This is a genomic window from Natrinema soli (assembly GCF_028618695.1).
In genome coordinates this window covers 1-17,339 of the sequence record NZ_JAQIVI010000507.1, presented here as the reverse complement: position 1 = coordinate 17,339, position 17,339 = coordinate 1, and the positions used below count along the sequence as shown (strand labels likewise).

Genomic DNA, 17,339 nt, shown 5'->3' with positions numbered 1-17,339 from the left:
GATGAGATAATGGTGTTCTTTGGGCCTTGTTAGGTCGGTCTGTCGGACTGACCTTCTCTATCGTCAGAGCGCGGTGTCAATCGGGGGAGCGTCCACCTCCAGACAGCGTGCGATATCATCGACGGACTTCATCTCGAAGACGAAGTATTCCGCCGGTACCGTCTCGACGATTTCCCGGTACGACGGCAGCGGATCGTGAGTATCGTTAGTTCCGTCGTTATCGTGGAGATGGCAGACGCGGATGCGCTCGCCGAAGAACTCGACGAACTCACGCCAATCATAACCGTTCACTTTCGCGTGGCCCACGTCGAGCGTGACGCCGAGATGGTCATCGTCGACCGGAACGTTCCGGAGCGTGGCGCCGAGGTCGGCCGGTGAGGTCGTGTACCGGCATTTCGACTCGTTTTGAGGTTGATTCTCCAGACAGAGTACTACGCCGACGTCCGCGGCGTACTCGGCACACTCGAGCAGTGACCGACGGGCGTTTCCGGCGGCTTTCTCGCGGACCCAGTCGGGATAGCGGTGGGGAACGGCACCGCCGTGGACGACGACGGCACTGGCTTCGGCGGTCGCCGCGTCGTCGAGGGTCCGCTTCACCTGTTCGACGCTCGCCCGCCGGACATCGTCATTAAAACTACCCATGTTCCAGTCGCGAAACGGCGCATGGTACGTGACCGAGACACTGTAGCGATCGGCCAGTTCACCGAGTTTGTCAGCCGTCGGTGCGTCGGGATGCCCCTCCAGGTACTCGCGCTTGAGCTCGAGGTGGTCCAGCCCGAGATCGGTGAGGAAGTCGAGAAACTCCGTAACCGACGCCCCGAAGCGGACGTCCATGGCCGCACCGAGTCGGCTCATGGCGATCCCTCTGCGCGATAGACGGGCGTCCCCGCGACGAACGCTCGTGTGACTGTCGGCGTCGGCTGTTCGTCGACAACGATTAGATCGGCCCGACAGCCGTCGACGATTCGTCCGCGCTCCGAGAGACCGACGGCGTCGGCTGGGTGCTTCGTGACGCGGGCAACCCGCTTAGGCAGAGGTTCGCCGGTATCGACGAACGGAGCGGCCAACAGGGAGGCAGGGTGATAGTCGGCCACCAGCGCGTTGACGATGCCGGCGTCGATGGCGTCCGCTGTGCGCAGGTTACCCCACTGGCTTCCGCCGCGGACGAGGTTCGGCGCACCCATCGTGACCGTCATCCCCAGATCGTGGGCACGTTCCGCGGCCTCGAGCGTGATCGGGTACTCACTGATATCTAGGCCGACGTCGTAGAGTCGCTCAACCTCCGCGATCTCCTCGTCGTCATGGGACGCCGTGGGAATCCCGTGAGCATGGGCTGCCTCCACGACGCGGTTTACTCGCTTGTGTATCGTGGTGAGCTCGAGATCGCCTCGCTCTTCGATCAGCTCGTGCGCCTCTTCGAGGGTGTGTTTCTGCGAGGTTCGATAGTACTCGAGGAAGGAGTCTCGATCGCGGAACTGTCCCTTTCCGGGGATGTGGCTCATCACCGAGACGAGCGCGGCATCACCGGCGGCGATGACCTCCTCAACGGCTTCGACGCAGCGTTCCTGTGTAACTTCACAGCGGGCATGGATGCGATGGTCGGCCATGAGATCGTCGGCGCGCTCGACGGCAGCGGTGATCTCTGTGCCCAGCTCCGGCGAACGGTTCTCCTCAGGATCGATCTCAAAGGAGATGGCGTGGAACTTCGTCGTGATGCCGGCGGCGACGTTCGCGCGGTCGGCGGAGGCAAGCGCCATGTGCGTGTCCACGCGCGCACCCGACCGCGGGTGGAGGTGCGACTCGATGTCGTCGCCGTGAAGATCGATCAGGCCCGGTAGCACGAGTCGGCCGCGCGCGTCGACGGTGTCGCAGCTATTCCGATTCACGTCGCCGACGCCGGTGATTCGGTCACCTTCGATACGTAGAGCTCCCTCCACGATCGCAGTCGGCGTGACGATACGGGCATTCTCGAGGACGATCACCGACGTCGCGAGCGGTCGATGACCGGTCACGCGGTCACCACCGACGTTTCGCTGACGAGGTTCGGTCACGCGAACACCTCCCCATTGTATTCTTCGATAGGAACGACTTGCCTGACCCGGCCGTCAGCGAGGACGACGACGCGATCAGCGACCGCTTCGATGACGTCGCGATTGTGAAAGACGCCGATGACGGTCGTCCCGTCCTCAAGGTACTCCTGAAGCAGATCGATGGCCGCGGCCCGCGTTTCCGGGTCAAGCGCACTGGTTGGCTCGTCCAGCAGGAGTAGCCGCGGCTTCGGGGCGATCGCTTGAGCGAGGTTGATCCGCTGGCGCTCGCCGCCGGAGAAGGTGGCGGGATATGCGTCCCACAGCTCCTCGGGCAGGTGGAGCCGCGAGAGTAGCGATTCGGCTGTTGTCCTTGCTTCGTCGTTCGGAACGCCCTGTTCGCACAGCGGCCGAGCGACGACGTCGACGGCGGGAACACGCGGAATCTCATCCAGGAACTGCGACGTGTAGCCGATGGCGTCATCGCGCAGGGCGATGATATCGCGTTCGGGGCAGGCCGCCAGATCGACATCGCCGCCAGTGTCGTGGTAGACCACACGGCCGGCTGTCGGCTGGTAGGTCCGATAGATGCACTTCAGCAGCGACGACTTGCCGCTGCCAGACTCGCCGACGATGGCAAGGAACTCCCCATCGTCGACCTCGAAGGAGACGTCGTCGAGTCCGACAACCTGTTTCTCTCCGAGGACGTGCATGTCGAAGGTCTTCGAGAGACCGTCAATGGTTAGTACCGTCATTTATATCACCGAGTTTATGAGAGTTTGCGTGTATTCGTGATGTGGATCTTCCATGACGCGGTCGGTCAGGCCGGATTCGATGACTCGGCCGTGGCGCATCACGAGGGTGCGGTCGGCCAGCAGTCGAACGACGCCAAGATCGTGAGAGACGACGATGGCAGCGACATCTTCTTCGCGCTGTATCCGCCGGAAAACGTCGAGAACGCGAGCCTGGACGCTCACGTCAAGCCCCGTCGTCGGCTCGTCGAGGATGATGAGTTCCGGATCATTTGCCAGTGCACGGGCAATCTGGACGCGTCGCTGCATCCCGCCGGAGTAGGTGTGGGCCGGATCGTCCATTCGACTGACTGGAATCTCCGTCTCGCGGAAGAGTTCGCGGACGCGCTCGCGAACGTCCTCGTAGTTGCGCCACCCCGACGAGAGCAGTTTCTCGGCGACGTTGCCGCCGCCGGTGAACTCGAGGGTCAGCCCGTCCCGGATGTGCTGATGGACGAGCCCGATCTCGCCGTTGCGGAGTTCGTGACGGGTCTGATAATCCGCGTCCAGCAGGTTCTCGTCGCATTCCGCAAGCTGTACCGCTCCGTCCTGGTTGCCGGCCGTCTCGGGTTCGAGCGCCAGCAACTCCGCCAGACTTGATTTGCCACTGCCGGACTCTCCGACGATACCGAGCACCTCGCCGGTCTCGAGATTGAGGTCGACGTTGGCGCAGGCGACGACGCTCCCGCAGACCGGACACTGGTTCGTGCCCGTCCGATCACCGGTTCGTTCCTGGCAGGCATCACAGCCCTCTCCATAGACCTTTTGCAGGCCGGTTGCCTCGAGTAGACTCACTCGTCGTCACCTCCGTCAGCGGCGTCGGGCGTTCCCGGCCCCCAGTTCACGCCGGACCGTTCGTGGTGGTGGTCCTTCGGGAGCGACGGATCGTCCTGGCGTTTCAGACAGAAGCTTGTATCGTTGCAGGCGTAGTGGCGCACGCCGTCGTCGGTCTCGACTTCGGTGAGGTAGGTGTCGGTCGAGCCGCAGGCGGCGCACGACTGGTCAGGGAAGCGTTCGACCTGAAAGGCGCGATCCTCGAACGCCAGCGGTTCGACGTCAGTGTGTGGCGGAACGGCGTAGATGCGCGCCTCGCGACCCGCGGCAAAGACGAAGAGATTGTCGGCATCGTCGAGTTTTGGCACGTCCCAGCGTGGGATCGGTGACGGGTCCATCAGGTAACGGCCGCCGACCATCGTCGGGTAGCGCGAGGCGATATTGATCTCGCCCCACTCGATGACGTTCTCGTAGAGGTGGACCCACATCTTCCCGTAGTTGCGGTGGGCGTGTCGCCGACGGTTCGCCGCATCCGACGAATCCACCTTGCGGAGCGCGTCGGTGATCGGTACTTGGAGGACGAGGATTTGATCGTCCGTCAGTACCTCCTCGGGAATCCGGTGGCGCGTCTGGACGATATCTGCCTCAGTGGTATCGGTGGTTGTCGCCACCTCGGCGGTGTCCTCGGCCAGCCGGCGGATATTGGCTGCGTTGACGGAGTCATCGGAACCCTGATCGATGACTTTAAACGTATCCTCGGGACCGAGCAGCGAGAGCGACGCCTGGATGCCGCCGGTCCCCCAGCCCCGTGCCAGCGGCATCGGTCGAGAGGCGTACGGCACCTGATGGCCCGGGATCGCGACCGCCTTCAGAATGGCACGTCTGACCTCTCGTTTCGTGTGTTCGTCGAGATAGGCGTAATTATACCCCTTAAGGCCGTCCTCCTCGAGCGAATCGAGAGCGGCTTCGACGGAGTCGGTCGGTACCGTCAGTTCCGCGTCTGTGTCGTGGGTTTCAGTCATCGTCACTCACCTCGATCGCGTCTCGGTCCTTCGACTCTGGTTCGTCCTCTGGCGGCCGATTCGCATCCGTCGGTCCATCCGTTTTCGCGGTTTCGCCCTCGCCCGTCATTCCCGTGTCCTTCCGCCGTCGAATCGCGCGGATTCGATCCAGAATCGACTGGAACGTTACGTAGTGGGGCAGTTTGAGGTGTTCGATGAACCCGAACGAGTCCATCCCATCGACCACGTCGAGAACGAACTCGGCATTCTCGGCGGGTTCGTCTTCGCTTTCGAGCTGGATGGACGCGTCGAGGATGGTCATCGCGATGGCCTTCCGCTCGTTGCGGCCAAACGTCAGCCCGTAGCCGAAGGCGAACTGTGGATCGTCGCGCTTCGCGTACACTGGGACGACTGCTTCGCTCTCGCTGACCTCGATGTCGGCGACGGTCACGTCGTCACCCGTGTAGGGGTGTTCGATAGTCAGCGGGAGTTTTCCGACCCGGACTTCCGCCAGCGTCGGATGAACTTGCCCATATCCCCTCAAGGCGGAGTAGCCCAACGCGGTTACTGCACCCGTCTCCCCGCGTGCGAGTTCCTGAAGTACGGCGTCACGCTCGATCGGTGATGTGACCGGTTCTCGCGTTGTATCGGTCGGCGCGTCGCCGGCTGGCTCGTCAGGTTGGTGGATCAGCCCCTCCTCACGGAGGACATCCACGACGTTGGTGAGCGTCGTCGGCTCCGCGTCCTCGAGATCCCACTCGGCAGTCGGATCAGCGGGATCGTTTTCGTCTTTGAGTTCGAAGTCGAGCAGCCGCTGGGTGTAGTCTTTCGTCGGTCCGAGGATCTGTCCTCCGGGAACGTCCTTGAACGCCGGCGAAACGCGACGAGTTGCAAACATCTCCGACGGTTCGACGGGCACCGACTCGTCCCACCGTTCCAGCGTGGAGCGGTACGCGCGCAGGAGGAAGGCGGCCTCGACAGTGTCGCCCTGCGCCTGCTTGACCGCGAGCGCGGCGAGCCGCGGCGCGTAGAGTCCGCCCTCACTCATCGCCTGGGCGGTGAGCCGCCCGAGTTGTCCCTCGAGCTGGTCGACAGTGAGGGCCGCATCGTCGCCGGCGAGGCGCTGTTTCTCGAACAGGTCCTCGGCCCGCTGGATGAGTTCCTCGCCGGCCTTGACTGCGACGTACCCCATTCAGTGATCGCCCCCGTTTTCGGGCACATACTCGCCGTCTGCGACGCGTAGCGACACCGACCGCGGGAGCGCGGCAACGCGGTCCGCGCTCGTAAAGATGGCGTCTATGCCGCGCGGATAGTCCGACTGTACGTCCGCGAGCGCGTCCAGCTCCGCCGCGGGGAGGCCGACGCCGAACGTCGTCGTTCCGTCGACGCCCGGACCAGAGACGGTGACGGCCGTCAGATCCTTTTCGGGGGTCGCCGCCAGTTCGTTTACGCGGTAGATGACAGTGGCACCCGCGCTCGGTTCGACAAGAGAGCCACGATTGAGGTCGCGAACGTCCCACGACGGCGACCGACCCGCGTGGACGACGTCCGCCTCGCTCGGATCAGCCGCCTCAAGCCGTCCCTGTCCCGCCAGCGCGGCAGTCAGTTCTTCGTCACTGGAGTGAAACGTCACCTCGTGGTCGACCAGCGTTGCGGTGACAGCGTAGTCGGCGGGCACGGTCGGCGTCTGATGGACGGTCCCGGGACGGCTCATTGCATCGCACAGCGCCCGGAATGTCCGTCTCGTCCCATGGATGGGATCGACATCGAGCGCTCTCACAGCTCATCCTCCATCGTTTCGAACTCGACAGCCGTGTGCTTGCTCTCCGCCCACGAGTGGGCGCGGTCCGATCGGCGGTTTTCGGCGACGTCGCGAAGCCGCGTCACGATATCGTCGGTGAGTCGATGTCCGCCAGCGATGGCTGCGTCGACGATGGCTCCGGAAAACGCGGCCTGCTCGTTTTTTCCGGGGATCATCGCGAACCCGCGGTCGTCACCGAGCACCACCTCGGCGGGGGTAACGACGACCTCACCGAGGTTGAACGGCCGCCGTTCGACGGGTTCGACGACCTGATGCATCACGAGCTGTGGTGTCGGTTCTTGTAGGACGGACAGCGGCGGGTCGTCCGCCAGTACCTTGTTCGCCAGACGGGTAAGCACGTCGCCGTCACACACGGCGATGAGCTCGAACCGATCCGAACGGTCGTGTGGATTCTCCATGCAATCGATTGAGGAGAATCACAACACCAGTGTAAGACTTCGCTGGGTACTCTCTATTCCTCGACGCCACTGTCGGACGTCACCCGCGATCAAATCCGGTAGTACAGACTAGTACATATATCAGCGGCTCGACTGAGGACGTAGTTTCGCATGGTCACCGCCGCATTGGTCCATACGGACTTTACTCAGCCAAGGGTTATTCTATCCATTTGCCAGTCTTGAGATGATGGCAGACGAAATCAGGACCACCACATCTAACGATCAGACAGAGAGTAAGGGTACTGTTACCGAACGGCTAAGCCGCCGGCGGTTTGCGATCGGCGTCGCGACGGGCACTGCGGCCCTGACCGGACTGGCGGGCTGTTCGAGCGTTATCTCTAGGGACGACGGCGACACCGTGACAATGCTGCTGACGCCAGATACGCCCTCGGATGTCCGTCCGCAATACGAGCCGGTCCATAACATGCTTGAGGGTGAGATCGACGGTCTCACCCTCGAGATGGAGGTGCCCCAAGACTACTCGGCCGTCCGGACGGCCTTGGAAAGCGAACAGGGCGAGATCGGGATGGACGACGTAACGCTCATCTCGAAACCGGACATGATGGATCTCTTTGGGACGGCGGTAACCGGTGGTACAGCCTTCTACTTCTCAATGATGCTCACTAAACCAGACTCTGATATCGACAAACGTACCGATCTGAAAGGGAAAAACGTCGCATTTGCCGATCGCCTCTCCACGAGCGGGTCTATCTTCGCTGTCTACGCCCTGAAAGAAGCCGGTCTTGACGTGGGAGACGCGCCCGACGGTGATCCCGTTGATTTCGATGGGAACTGGTCGAACCACGAAAATGCCGTCAATCAGCTGATAAACGACGAGGTCGACGCGTGCTGTACGTGGACCGGCAACGGAATGGCGTACCTCGCCGAGGACCAAGAACTCCCTGAAGAGGTCGAAGAGGGAGACTCATTCATCGATAATCGCGGACAGGAAAACGAGACGCTCCGCCCGTTCTGGTGGTCATTCCCCATCCCGAAACAGCCGATCTACGCGAGAAGTTCATGGGACTCGCCGATGAAAGAAGAGATCCGTGAGGCGCTGCTCGCGTCCGACGAGGAGTTGATCCGTGAGTACATGCCCGACGATTACAACGAGAACGATCTCCCGTTCACGACGCTCGAGGAAACGGGAATGGACAACTACGAACCGGTTATCACGCGGCTCAACGACCTCAACATCGATCTTGGGTAACGATCGACCGCACCTACTTTCTCACAATGAGCACACTCACCGTGGAGAATTTGACGAAGGAGTACGGAGACGTGACTGCACTAGACGACGTTTCCTTCGAGATCGAGGATGAATTCGTTGTCCTCCTCGGGGAATCCGGCGCCGGAAAGTCGACGATGTTGCGGTGCATCAACGGCCTCACCGAACCGACCAGCGGCGGCATCTACCTCGACGGAGAGCCCCTCGACGAGTCCCAGCCGTCGATCGGGATGATCTTCCAGCAGCACAACCTCGTTGACGGCGTCTCGGCGTACCTTAACGCGCTCACCGGCTCGTTGGAACGAACAGGACTTCTATCCAGCATCTTCCAGTGGCAGGATCGGTCCGACAAGCTAAGAGCGCTCGAGGCCCTCGAGACCGTCGGCCTCTTAGACGAGGCACACCAGCGTGTCTCTCAGATGAGCGGCGGCCAGCAGCAGCGCGTCGGCATCGCGCGGGCGCTCGTGCAGGACCCCGCCCTGCTGCTCGCCGACGAACCGGTTGCAAGTCTCGATCCCGCGAGTGCCGAGACCGTGATGGGGTACCTGCGGAAGGCCGCGGGCGTCCACGAGGTCACGGCGCTTGTGAGCCTCCATCAGGTCAACATCGCCGCACACTTCGGCGATCGATTCATCGGACTACGGGACGGCCAGCTCCTTTTCGACGTTGAGCGGGGAGAACTGACGCCGTCGCTGATCGACGATCTGTACGGGAGCGTCGAGACGGTTGGACTTGCCGATCAGAACGCGAGGAACGGTTCTCCCGACCGGATGGATTTGTCCGCCGACGCCGAGTGGAGGGTCGAAGCGTGAGCTCCGGCTCGTCGTCCGACAACCGGGGCCTGCGAAAGTACTTCGGGTTCGCCGACGCCGCCGAGTCGGCCGCCGATCGGAAGCTGATCGAGCTGAAGCGGCGGAAGACGATCCGACGGATCTGGACTGTCCTCGGCGTTATCGCCGGCGGTGTCGTGTTTTACCAGAGCCTCCTGCTGACCGAGTTCACCCTCGGTCAACTGGTCACGCAGTTCCCGTTTTTCATCGACGCACTCTCCGAGTACTTCCCGCCGACTACCTACTACGGCGTCCCGTTCATCGATGTCGGACAGTACTGGGACTTCATGGTAGAAGCAGAACTGTTCCGCGCGTCGGGCGTGACCATGGCGATTGCGTTCGCAGGGACCGTTCTCGGTCTCCCGGGTGCGCTGCTGTTCGGCGTGCTGGCCAGCGAACGGGTCGTCCCGTACCCCTTCAACTTCTTCTTTCGCGCGACGATGAGCTTCATCCGCGCGATCCCGGCACTCGTTTGGGCGCTCATCTTCATCCCGCTTGGCGGCGTCTCACCGTTCACGGGGGTACTCGCGATTACGGTCGACACAACAGGGTATCTCGGACGACTGTTTACCGACGAACTTGAGGAGATTGCCGACGGGCCGATCGAGGGCGTCGAGAGCACGGGCGCGAGCAAACCTCAGATCATCTCGTTCGGGATGTTGAGCCAGGTATTTCGGCAGTTCATCGCTTGGATCGCGTTCGACCTCGAACACAACGTCCGGGTAGCGATCACTCTCGGACTGATCGGCGCCGGCGGGCTCGGTCTCGAGCTTGACATCCAGCGCAAGACGTTCAACTATACCGAAATGATGGCCTGCATCATCCTCATCCTCGTGTTAGCCGGGTCTGTTGAACTCATGAGTCAGCGCATCCGTTCGTACCTGCGTGACGACGACGAGGCCGAACGGACAGGGGTTCTGGAGGCATTCTGGACGGCCCCTAGGAAGATCCTCGAGTCGACGGCAGGGCGGCGGTGAGCGGATGGTCGAACCGACTTTCGAATGGGACGGCGATCGGTACGCGATCGACTCCCACGGCGACCCCCGGGTCCGCGAGCTCTCTCCCGAACCGACGATTCACGAACCAGTGACAATCACCGACAGCACGCTGGGAAAGTGGACCGAGATTCGGCCGCACGCGCGAGTCACTGCCTCCGACGTGAACGACTACACATACCTCATGGAGCGCGTTCAGCTCGATAACACGATGATCGGTAAGTTCGGCAACGTTGCATCCGACGTCCGCCTCGGGCCGACGAACCACCCCATCGAGAGGCCGACGGCCCACCATTTCACCTACCGGGCGGAGATGTACGGACTCGGCGAGGACGACAAGTCGATCTTCGAGTGGCGGGCCGACCAGCCGGTCGAAGTCGGTCACGACGTCTGGCTCGGTCACGGTGCGACGGTCCTTCCGGGGGCCACCGTGGGTAACGGTGCCGTCGTCGCTGCCGGCGCAGTCGTCACCGCCGATGTCTCGCCCTACACGATCGTCGGCGGCGTCCCTGCCGAGCCGATTCGCCGGCGCTTCCCCGAGGATGTCGCCGCGCGCCTCGACGCCACCGAGTGGTGGCACTGGGACCACGAGACGCTGGCCGAGCGTCTCGCGGACTTCCGCGATCTCGAGGCCTTCCTCTCAAAATATGCACCCACGACGACGGACCCACTCTAGTCCGACTGAGCACTGTCCCAGTAAACGTATGACCTGTTTTCGCTTGCTTACGGTTAGACGAACGATATAACAGAACCGTCGCCGAAATGTGACACGGTGCGTGGATGCCGACGGCGTCGACGTTATATCAAAACGTGATCGGGCTGAACGCCTGATTGAAGTTGGACGGTGATCTCGGCCGCGTGGACCCAGTAGTAGATCGCCCGCTCGAGCGCTCGCGTTACGGTCACCAGATAACCATATATTTCCGGATCGTATGCCGTGATCAACTCGAACAATTCGTCCAAGTCGCGGTGGACGGTTTCCTCCTTATTCACGAGGTCGTCGTGTGCCGCGAGATCACAGTCGAAGAGAATTGCCTTGAAGTAATCGTTGATCGTCTCACCTGCGTCGAAGATGTCACAGACACGCTCCTCGATGACGCCAGTCGTCGTCACCTCTTGCCTGTTGACGACATCGGCTACAAAACACGCGCGATCGCCGACGATCTCGAGGTTCGTGGCGATGGTTGCGAGATCGGATGCGACCCGGTTGCCCGGCCAGTCAGTGGTCAGCGTATATGACTTGAGTTCCGATAGAACAGCCGAGTACCGTTCGTTTGCCAACGACTCGAACGCATCCGCCGGGCGCTCAGGTTCGTCGCCGACGAACGATTTGCGGGCAGCCGTGTACTGTGCCGTGGTCACATCGTCGAGTCGGGCCAGCAAGTCTAGCACCGTCGTTCCTCGATCACCGGACTCCCTTGTCTCGGCTGTAGATGCATCCTGCTCGCGATCGTCGGTCTTGGTAGCGTCAGCCCTGCGGCCGGTGTGAAGCGGCGAAACGGTGTTCGCATTCGCGTACAACGCGGTATCGTCGACGACGTATGCCTTTCGGACGACGCCGTCTGTTTTCAACTCCTGAAGCAGTTCGGAGAGATACTGTTCGGAGATGCCGACGTCTGCCGCCAGTCGCTCCTTCGTCTCCGGTGCAGTGTAATCGATTGATTCGACGACTTGTGCGAGCGTCGCGTCACGCCCTTGTCGTATCGCGTCTCGTGGTCGGTGCCACATATCCCGGGACATAGCGGCGGAACTCGTCACATGAGGATAGCACTACGCAATAGACTGTCCAGACGCCTATATAGAAAATAGACGGATCTCATGTTCTCGAGTCAGCGTCCTGCCTGAATAAGGTCAGTACCGATATATAGTCACCTATATCGTATTTGTCCGTTCATATAAGCGATAAAGAGGGAGTCGACGAGTCCACTCGGTGTATGGAAACACGGAAAGTTCAGCTCTCTGGAGGGACGACGTACACCATCTCGTTACCAAAGTTCTGGGCAGAGGAACACGGGATCGAAGCCGGATCGGTGCTCTCATTACATCCGAATCAGGACGCTTCGTTACTTGTTGAAGCGATGGTCGGCCGCAATACCACTGAACGTACGACATCAATCGACGTCTCTACCGACAGCGACAACATGATCCGCCAGCGGATTCGTGCTGCTCATGCGGTCGGATACGATTCCGTAACGCTCATCGACACGGCGGGACATCCGCCGGACCGCCGGAAGTTGGTCGAGCGAACGTTGGCGGAGCTCTCGGGATTCGAATTACTAGAGGCGACCGACACTCGTATTCGACTGACAAATCTCATCGATGCCGAGAACGTGGATGTCAGGAAGAGTACGCTCCGGCTCCGACTTGTAATGCTCGCGATGCATCGGGACGCCGTGTCGGCCATCGTCGACGGGGACGAGGAACTGGCTCGACATGTTATCGAGAGAGATAATGAGGCTGACAAACTGTTCGCGATGATTACGCGCCACTTCCGACGTTCGCTAACGGACCTCCACGAGGTCGAGAAGTTGGAGTGGAGTCGGGACGACCTCTTCGAGTACTACTACGCTGCACGCCAGTTCGAACGCATCGCCGATCACGCCGAAAAGATCGCCGAGTTCGCTCTCAGGCTGGACGCATCGATACCACCGTCGTATGCCACGCGTCTCTCGGAACTTGGCACCGCCTCTCGACTGGTCGTCGACGATGCAGCCGACGTCATCCTCACAGATACCGGCATTGAGGCCGCCAATGATGCGCTCGCCAAACGCGACCAGTTGATGGACCAACTCGAGGAATTCGATCGCGATCTCTACGATCACGACATGCCAAACGAGGCTTACGTACTCGGGCTCTTGCTCGACAGCCTCCGCCGAACCACCGGCTACGGCGCGAACGTCGCCGAGATCGCCCTCCAGCAGGTCACTAGACAGACCACCGGAGCCTGACGGTCGTGAGACCGCTGGTCTCACGCTCCCCTCAAGGAGCGAACGGCGTCAGCCGTGAGCGAGTAGGGTGGGGAGGAAGTCACTGCTACTTGCCGGAACTCACATCGCGCCGCCCATCCCACCCATGCCGCCCATTCTTCCCATTCCGCCGCCCATCCCACCGCCGGGGCCACCAGCAGGAGGACCGCCCGCATCGTCGTCATCGTCAGGGTCAACCTGGCCACCCTTGAGATCGCCAGCTGCGATAACGTCGTCGATGCGCAGGAGCATGACGGCTGCCTCGGTTGCAGACTCAATCGCCTGGGTCTTACGTGACAAAATGGTCCGCTCGAGCGAGTTACCACTGCTCCGGTGGCACGATGGCGGTGATCTCCGTGGGACCGAGCAAGCAAAAATATCGAGTCACACTATCCTCCGAATAAGTGATTCTCTTCGACCGTAATCATTCATTTCTCACCTACTCAGAATATGTCATGTAAACTGTTCAGAGGCCGTTGTCTGACGTACGTCATTAGAGGAACGTCTGGTTTTATGTATTAGTTCCTGACATCGGAGGTTGTGCAACCCACTCAATCACTCAGTCTGAAGATTGTAGACAAAGTCGCCGAATGTGAAGGAGTTCACCCCGAAGAGCTCAACCCACCGATCCACAACGCGATCAACACGGACGCACTCGACGACACGTTACGGCGGAAATGGGAAGCACCAACGAACTGTACCGGGATTCCGGCGACCTATAGCCAGCTGGACGCGGGCTGAGACCGCCCGCGTCCAGCGGCAACCCTGTACGGAGCGACGGCCTCGCATCGTGTCTGGCGCGACGGCTCTCTCACTGTCGTGAGATCGCCGTCTGAGCGTGCCGCAGTGAGTCACTCGGTCTAATTTCTTTCAGTCCTTCTAAAAATCGAGTCAGCAATCAGGATCGATGGGAACTACCGACCGTCCCATATCTTCGGAGTTGGACCGCAGATCGTCTATCGCACTCTTCACCTCTTCCTGTGCTCCGACGGGAAGATCCGCAAACTGGCATCGAACACTGCTTTCGTCGATATTGTTCGTCAGTTCTGATACGGAGATCACGTGTGACGGGGAGCCATCGTCTGCTTCACTATTGTTGTTCGTAGAATCATTGTCATCGTTTGATTTTCGAGATGTACCGACGGGAGACAAAGTGAAGGAACTACATCCATCGACCGTATTCCAGTCACACAATGGGATACGAGTACACTGGCGACGCCCACCTCGAACTCGTCACAGCCTACGAAGCGGACGAATCACCGTTTCCGACTGACGACTCACGAGTGTATCCGTGCCGGGAGTTTCTGCGTGACGAACCCCTTCTACTCAAACAACTTCTGTTCCCCCGATGCTGGAACGGGGCGGACCTGGTCGACGATACGGCCGAAACGAGACGCCACTTGACGGCGCTCGGCACCTGCATTCGGAAGGGAATCACGGCGTATTCGAGTCGCGACGCGGACGACCTGACCGGCGTCGTTGATGGGGTACTTGACCGACTGCCGGAAATCCGGCGCACCCTCAAGAAAGACGTCGAGGCGGCGTACAAGGGCGACCCCGCGGCAAAAAGTTACTGTGAAATCATTCGGTCGTACCCCGGCTTTCACGCCATCCTCACCCACCGGGTTGCACACCGCCTCTACGAGGCGGACCACGTCAAGTACGCGCGCGAACTCGCCGAGTACTCGAAAGTCGAGACGGGCATCGACATCCACCCCGGCGCGACAATCGGCGACCACTTCTTCATCGACCACGGGACCGGCGTCGTCATCGGTGAGACGGCCACGGTCGGTGACTGGGTCCGAATCTACCAGAACGTGACGCTGGGGGCCCTCCACTTCGAGGAGGAGGAGGGCGAGGAACACATGCTGGCGAAAGATTACAAGCGCCATCCCGACATCGGCGACCACGTCGTCATCGGCGCCGGGAGCAACGTCCTCGGGCCGGTCGATATCGGCGACCACGTGAGTATCGGGGCGAACTCGTGGGTCACCGACGACGTGCCGAACGACACAAGCGTGTTCATCTCCGACCATCCCGAGCAAGAGCGGAAACCGAACAAGTAGCGCTGCACTAACGGTATGACTACCCCTCCGCAGGAACGTCCCCGAAAACGGCGAGGCCGTCGATGGGACTCGTGGCGAAAAAGATGGCACCCTCGACGAGTATGGGTGGAATTGTCATTTAGTGGAAATTATATATAGCGTAGTTCCAACGCACGTCACCCGTTTCGCGGTCGAACGCGGTAATCGTCTGCGGTAATCGTCTTTCTGGGGTCCCGTGTGGGTCAGGGTTCTGGCCCAGCTTCTCAACAAGTTAGATCACGTGTGAAGGTCGTGTCCCGGTCGAGAACTGCGTTATCAGAATGCTCCCCTTACTAGCAGTCGATTGTAATATTATGAATCGACCTGAGGGATCGCTTTCTCATCCCAATAGTGATAGTGCTGACCGGTACTGCGTCGAACCAGATGCTGTTTTTCAGGGGCGGAGAGGACCGAGCCCCTCTGTAGGCTCGTGATTCGATGACTCCACACGACGACCCGTTTCACGACTGCGAGTTAGATCCTGAGGCGATCCTCGAGACCCACACATTCGAAGATGTCCTGTTCACCGACGAGACGGAAATCCCGGTGAACATGCTCACCGGCGAGACACCAGCGCATTCACAAGCGACCGTCGAGGAGGCGAAGGAGTTTGCAGCGAGTATCGACTCCGACGCGCCACAGATCGCGCTTCCGGCGTCAGTTGAGACGCAAATCGAAACCCAGAGCAAGCCCTACACGTCTGCTGCGTTCTTCCACTTCAAGGCGACCGGTTCGCTCGAGCGTCACCGCGCCTACCATGCCGCCTACTACTCGGACGCGTTCACCGTCGACTTCGAAGCGGACTACGAGTCCGGGAATCTGACCATCACTGTCGACCGAGCGGACGAATCCTGAGAATCGACCGCCTGCGCAGGTTTTTCGAGCGCCGGCGATGGGTGCCGGCGCAGCAGGAGTGAGCATCGACTTCGGGTGCGTCGGCGTTTCGAGGTGTTCGAGATGCACATGGTGATTTACGCACTGGTAGAGGCATCGACCCACGACGACGCCCTGGCCACCGGAAAGACGGTGTTCGACCGCCTGGTCGGCACGGACCCACACGCCGGCGCCGTCTTTGATTACTACGTCTGTTTCGACGAGGAGGACACGTCCGTTGCGGGAAAGGCGCGATGGGGTGAACTCCCGACCGCGGCTCCTGTCGACTCCGACGACGGCCAAGACCTGCTCGAGCGTGGGTGCTCGCCCGCGAGATCGCCGCGAATCACGGCCTCGAAATTGAGAATGCGCTTCGGCAGCGGGATAGCGTGTGAAAAAAGGAACTCCGAACTACCGGCGAGCCAGCACCGTATTCGCCCGTTGCTTTTGCTTAAACTCCCGAATACGCTTCTGGAGTTGCGCTTTCCACCCGGGGTATTCCACGTCGATCGAACCGGCCTCGAGATCCTGGTCTTTCCGCGTATCGATCATGAACCGATCGGAGGGTGCAAGCGCTGACGCGGACACCCAACACTCGCTACGAGACTCGCCGTCGACGGCGGCTGCGGTTGCGAGATCGCTTTCGAAGTACACAGGTTCTCCGTCTTGTGGGAGCACGTGGATGTACAACACTTTGGATCGGTTCGAAGGATGGCCACGTGGTCGCCAGCTGACGGGGACTGGAGGTTCACGGTCTGGGGAACGGTCAACAGGCGCTCGTCGATTCGAACCGATTTGGCGTTTCCGAGTAGCTCAAGTTCGATTGTGTCGGTCATATCGAATCACGCTCTGGTCCCGTCGCCATTCATTTTGAATCCTGTTCCATGATCACCGGCACCGACGACTAACGACGGTACGTCCATTCAGACGCTGCAGTGATTGCGCTCCAGACGAAGGAAAACGCGCGAGTCCCGGGAGCGTCGCGATCGAGCCACTGACGATCGCCTCGGGTACGAACTCGACTGCCATGAGACAGAAAGAAGCGGTGAACCGCCCGATCGGAAGCCATCGGTCGCTATCGATGTTCGGTCGCTTGAATTGATTCTCTGAAACCGCGTGCGAAAAAAGATACTTCGCTCTCGGAGATCGCCTTGATCGACATCGTCCGGAGGGTCGTCGGGGAAAATTCCGTTCGATCTCGATCTCCCGCCAGTCCGACTGAGGACTCATGGTATGAAATATACTACCTGGACTATAGTAGACATTAGAAATAATCACTCATACTTGGCACAGAAATGTGCTATAGGCGGTATCGATCGCCGTTGGTAGCTCGCCAAGTAAGTCGAAAAACCGGTCGCTGAGAACCGGTTACAGCGGTCGATAGCACTTGTCGACCGGATGTAGTTCCGGCGAATACGCTGGTAATGTGACAAATACGAGGTAATGGCACTGTCTAGTTTAGCACCTCGGCTGGAGTCTGTCCGTTGAGTGATTGGTGCGGTCGTTGTGTA

General features: G+C 60.5%; 18 protein-coding genes and 2 pseudogenes. 9 read left to right on the top strand and 11 right to left on the bottom strand.

The window, feature by feature from the left end:
• Window positions 1-63 precede the first annotated feature (63 nt).
• From PGX04_RS25230 to phnG, 8 genes are read right to left on the bottom strand one after another with little or no spacing between them, the layout of a single operon-like run.
• Window positions 64-855 carry a sugar phosphate isomerase/epimerase family protein gene (locus tag PGX04_RS25230; protein ID WP_273741015.1) on the bottom strand — a complete coding sequence of 264 codons (792 nt, stop codon included), beginning with the start codon at window positions 853-855 and terminating at the stop codon, window positions 64-66.
• Window positions 852-2,051, bottom strand: coding sequence for an alpha-D-ribose 1-methylphosphonate 5-triphosphate diphosphatase (locus PGX04_RS25225; protein ID WP_273741014.1), 1,200 nt, complete (start codon window positions 2,049-2,051; stop codon window positions 852-854). The genes PGX04_RS25230 and PGX04_RS25225 overlap by 4 nt, the downstream gene beginning before the upstream one ends.
• Window positions 2,048-2,782 carry a phosphonate C-P lyase system protein PhnL gene (locus PGX04_RS25220; protein ID WP_273741013.1) on the bottom strand — a complete coding sequence of 245 codons (735 nt, stop codon included), beginning with the start codon at window positions 2,780-2,782 and terminating at the stop codon, window positions 2,048-2,050. The genes PGX04_RS25225 and PGX04_RS25220 overlap by 4 nt, the downstream gene beginning before the upstream one ends.
• Window positions 2,783-3,613 (bottom strand): ATP-binding cassette domain-containing protein, encoded by an 831-nt coding sequence (locus PGX04_RS25215; RefSeq protein ID WP_273741012.1) that lies wholly within the window; start codon window positions 3,611-3,613, stop codon window positions 2,783-2,785.
• A complete protein-coding gene (locus PGX04_RS25210) occupies window positions 3,610-4,614 on the bottom strand; it encodes an alpha-D-ribose 1-methylphosphonate 5-phosphate C-P-lyase PhnJ (RefSeq protein WP_273741011.1) in 1,005 nt (334 codons plus the stop codon). The genes PGX04_RS25215 and PGX04_RS25210 overlap by 4 nt, the downstream gene beginning before the upstream one ends.
• Complete coding sequence (locus tag PGX04_RS25205; RefSeq protein ID WP_273741010.1) at window positions 4,607-5,785, bottom strand: carbon-phosphorus lyase complex subunit PhnI; 1,179 nt, start codon at window positions 5,783-5,785, stop codon at window positions 4,607-4,609. Before PGX04_RS25205 ends, PGX04_RS25210 begins: the two co-directional genes overlap by 8 nt.
• Window positions 5,786-6,373: a phosphonate C-P lyase system protein PhnH gene (gene phnH / locus PGX04_RS25200; protein WP_273741009.1), complete on the bottom strand. Its 588-nt coding sequence runs from the start codon at window positions 6,371-6,373 to the stop codon at window positions 5,786-5,788.
• A complete protein-coding gene (gene phnG, locus PGX04_RS25195) occupies window positions 6,370-6,813 on the bottom strand; it encodes a phosphonate C-P lyase system protein PhnG (protein ID WP_273741008.1) in 444 nt (147 codons plus the stop codon). The genes phnH and phnG overlap by 4 nt, the downstream gene beginning before the upstream one ends.
• Window positions 6,814-7,039: 226 nt before the next feature.
• Between phnG and PGX04_RS25190 the strand changes: the two genes are divergently transcribed.
• The 4 genes from PGX04_RS25190 to PGX04_RS25175 are packed head-to-tail and all read left to right on the top strand — an operon-like array spanning window position 7,040 to window position 10,581.
• Window positions 7,040-8,062: a PhnD/SsuA/transferrin family substrate-binding protein gene (locus PGX04_RS25190; RefSeq protein WP_273741007.1), complete on the top strand. Its 1,023-nt coding sequence runs from the start codon at window positions 7,040-7,042 to the stop codon at window positions 8,060-8,062.
• A gap of 26 nt (window positions 8,063-8,088) precedes the next feature.
• Window positions 8,089-8,892 (top strand): phosphonate ABC transporter ATP-binding protein, encoded by an 804-nt coding sequence (locus PGX04_RS25185; protein ID WP_273741006.1) that lies wholly within the window; start codon window positions 8,089-8,091, stop codon window positions 8,890-8,892.
• Window positions 8,889-9,887, top strand: coding sequence for a phosphonate ABC transporter, permease protein PhnE (gene phnE / locus PGX04_RS25180; RefSeq protein WP_273741005.1), 999 nt, complete (start codon window positions 8,889-8,891; stop codon window positions 9,885-9,887). Before PGX04_RS25185 ends, phnE begins: the two co-directional genes overlap by 4 nt.
• A gap of 4 nt (window positions 9,888-9,891) precedes the next feature.
• A complete protein-coding gene (locus PGX04_RS25175) occupies window positions 9,892-10,581 on the top strand; it encodes a DapH/DapD/GlmU-related protein (protein WP_273741004.1) in 690 nt (229 codons plus the stop codon).
• A gap of 122 nt (window positions 10,582-10,703) precedes the next feature.
• On the opposite strand, the gene PGX04_RS25170 is transcribed toward PGX04_RS25175, so the two are convergent.
• Window positions 10,704-11,645, bottom strand: coding sequence for a PhoU family transcriptional regulator (locus PGX04_RS25170; RefSeq protein WP_273741003.1), 942 nt, complete (start codon window positions 11,643-11,645; stop codon window positions 10,704-10,706).
• Window positions 11,646-11,839: 194 nt separating this feature from the next.
• On the opposite strand from PGX04_RS25170, the gene PGX04_RS25165 reads away from it, so the two are divergent.
• Window positions 11,840-12,853, top strand: a complete 1,014-nt coding sequence (locus tag PGX04_RS25165; protein WP_273741002.1) for a phosphate uptake regulator PhoU — start codon at window positions 11,840-11,842, stop codon at window positions 12,851-12,853.
• 99 nt (window positions 12,854-12,952) lie between these two features.
• Here PGX04_RS25165 and PGX04_RS25160 read toward each other — a convergent pair.
• Window positions 12,953-13,162 (bottom strand): annotated as a pseudogene (locus tag PGX04_RS25160) (thermosome subunit); the annotation flags it as partial.
• 249 nt (window positions 13,163-13,411) lie between these two features.
• Here PGX04_RS25160 and PGX04_RS25155 point away from each other — a divergent pair.
• From PGX04_RS25155 to PGX04_RS34165, 4 genes are all read left to right on the top strand, one after another.
• Window positions 13,412-13,612, top strand: a complete 201-nt coding sequence (locus PGX04_RS25155; protein ID WP_273741001.1) for a HalOD1 output domain-containing protein — start codon at window positions 13,412-13,414, stop codon at window positions 13,610-13,612.
• 452 nt (window positions 13,613-14,064) lie between these two features.
• Complete coding sequence (gene epsC / locus PGX04_RS25150; RefSeq protein ID WP_273741000.1) at window positions 14,065-14,937, top strand: serine O-acetyltransferase EpsC; 873 nt, start codon at window positions 14,065-14,067, stop codon at window positions 14,935-14,937.
• Window positions 14,938-15,393: 456 nt separating this feature from the next.
• On the top strand, window positions 15,394-15,810 hold the full coding sequence (locus PGX04_RS25145) for a DUF8025 family protein (protein ID WP_273740999.1): 417 nt from the start codon (window positions 15,394-15,396) through the stop codon (window positions 15,808-15,810).
• A 102-nt stretch (window positions 15,811-15,912) separates the two neighbouring features.
• Window positions 15,913-16,407 carry a DUF7995 family protein gene (locus PGX04_RS34165; RefSeq protein WP_337959488.1) on the top strand — a complete coding sequence of 165 codons (495 nt, stop codon included), beginning with the start codon at window positions 15,913-15,915 and terminating at the stop codon, window positions 16,405-16,407.
• A 685-nt stretch (window positions 16,408-17,092) separates the two neighbouring features.
• Here PGX04_RS34165 and PGX04_RS25135 read toward each other — a convergent pair.
• A pseudogene (locus tag PGX04_RS25135) lies at window positions 17,093-17,268 on the bottom strand (IS630 family transposase); the annotation flags it as partial.
• Window positions 17,269-17,339: the final 71 nt, after the last annotated feature.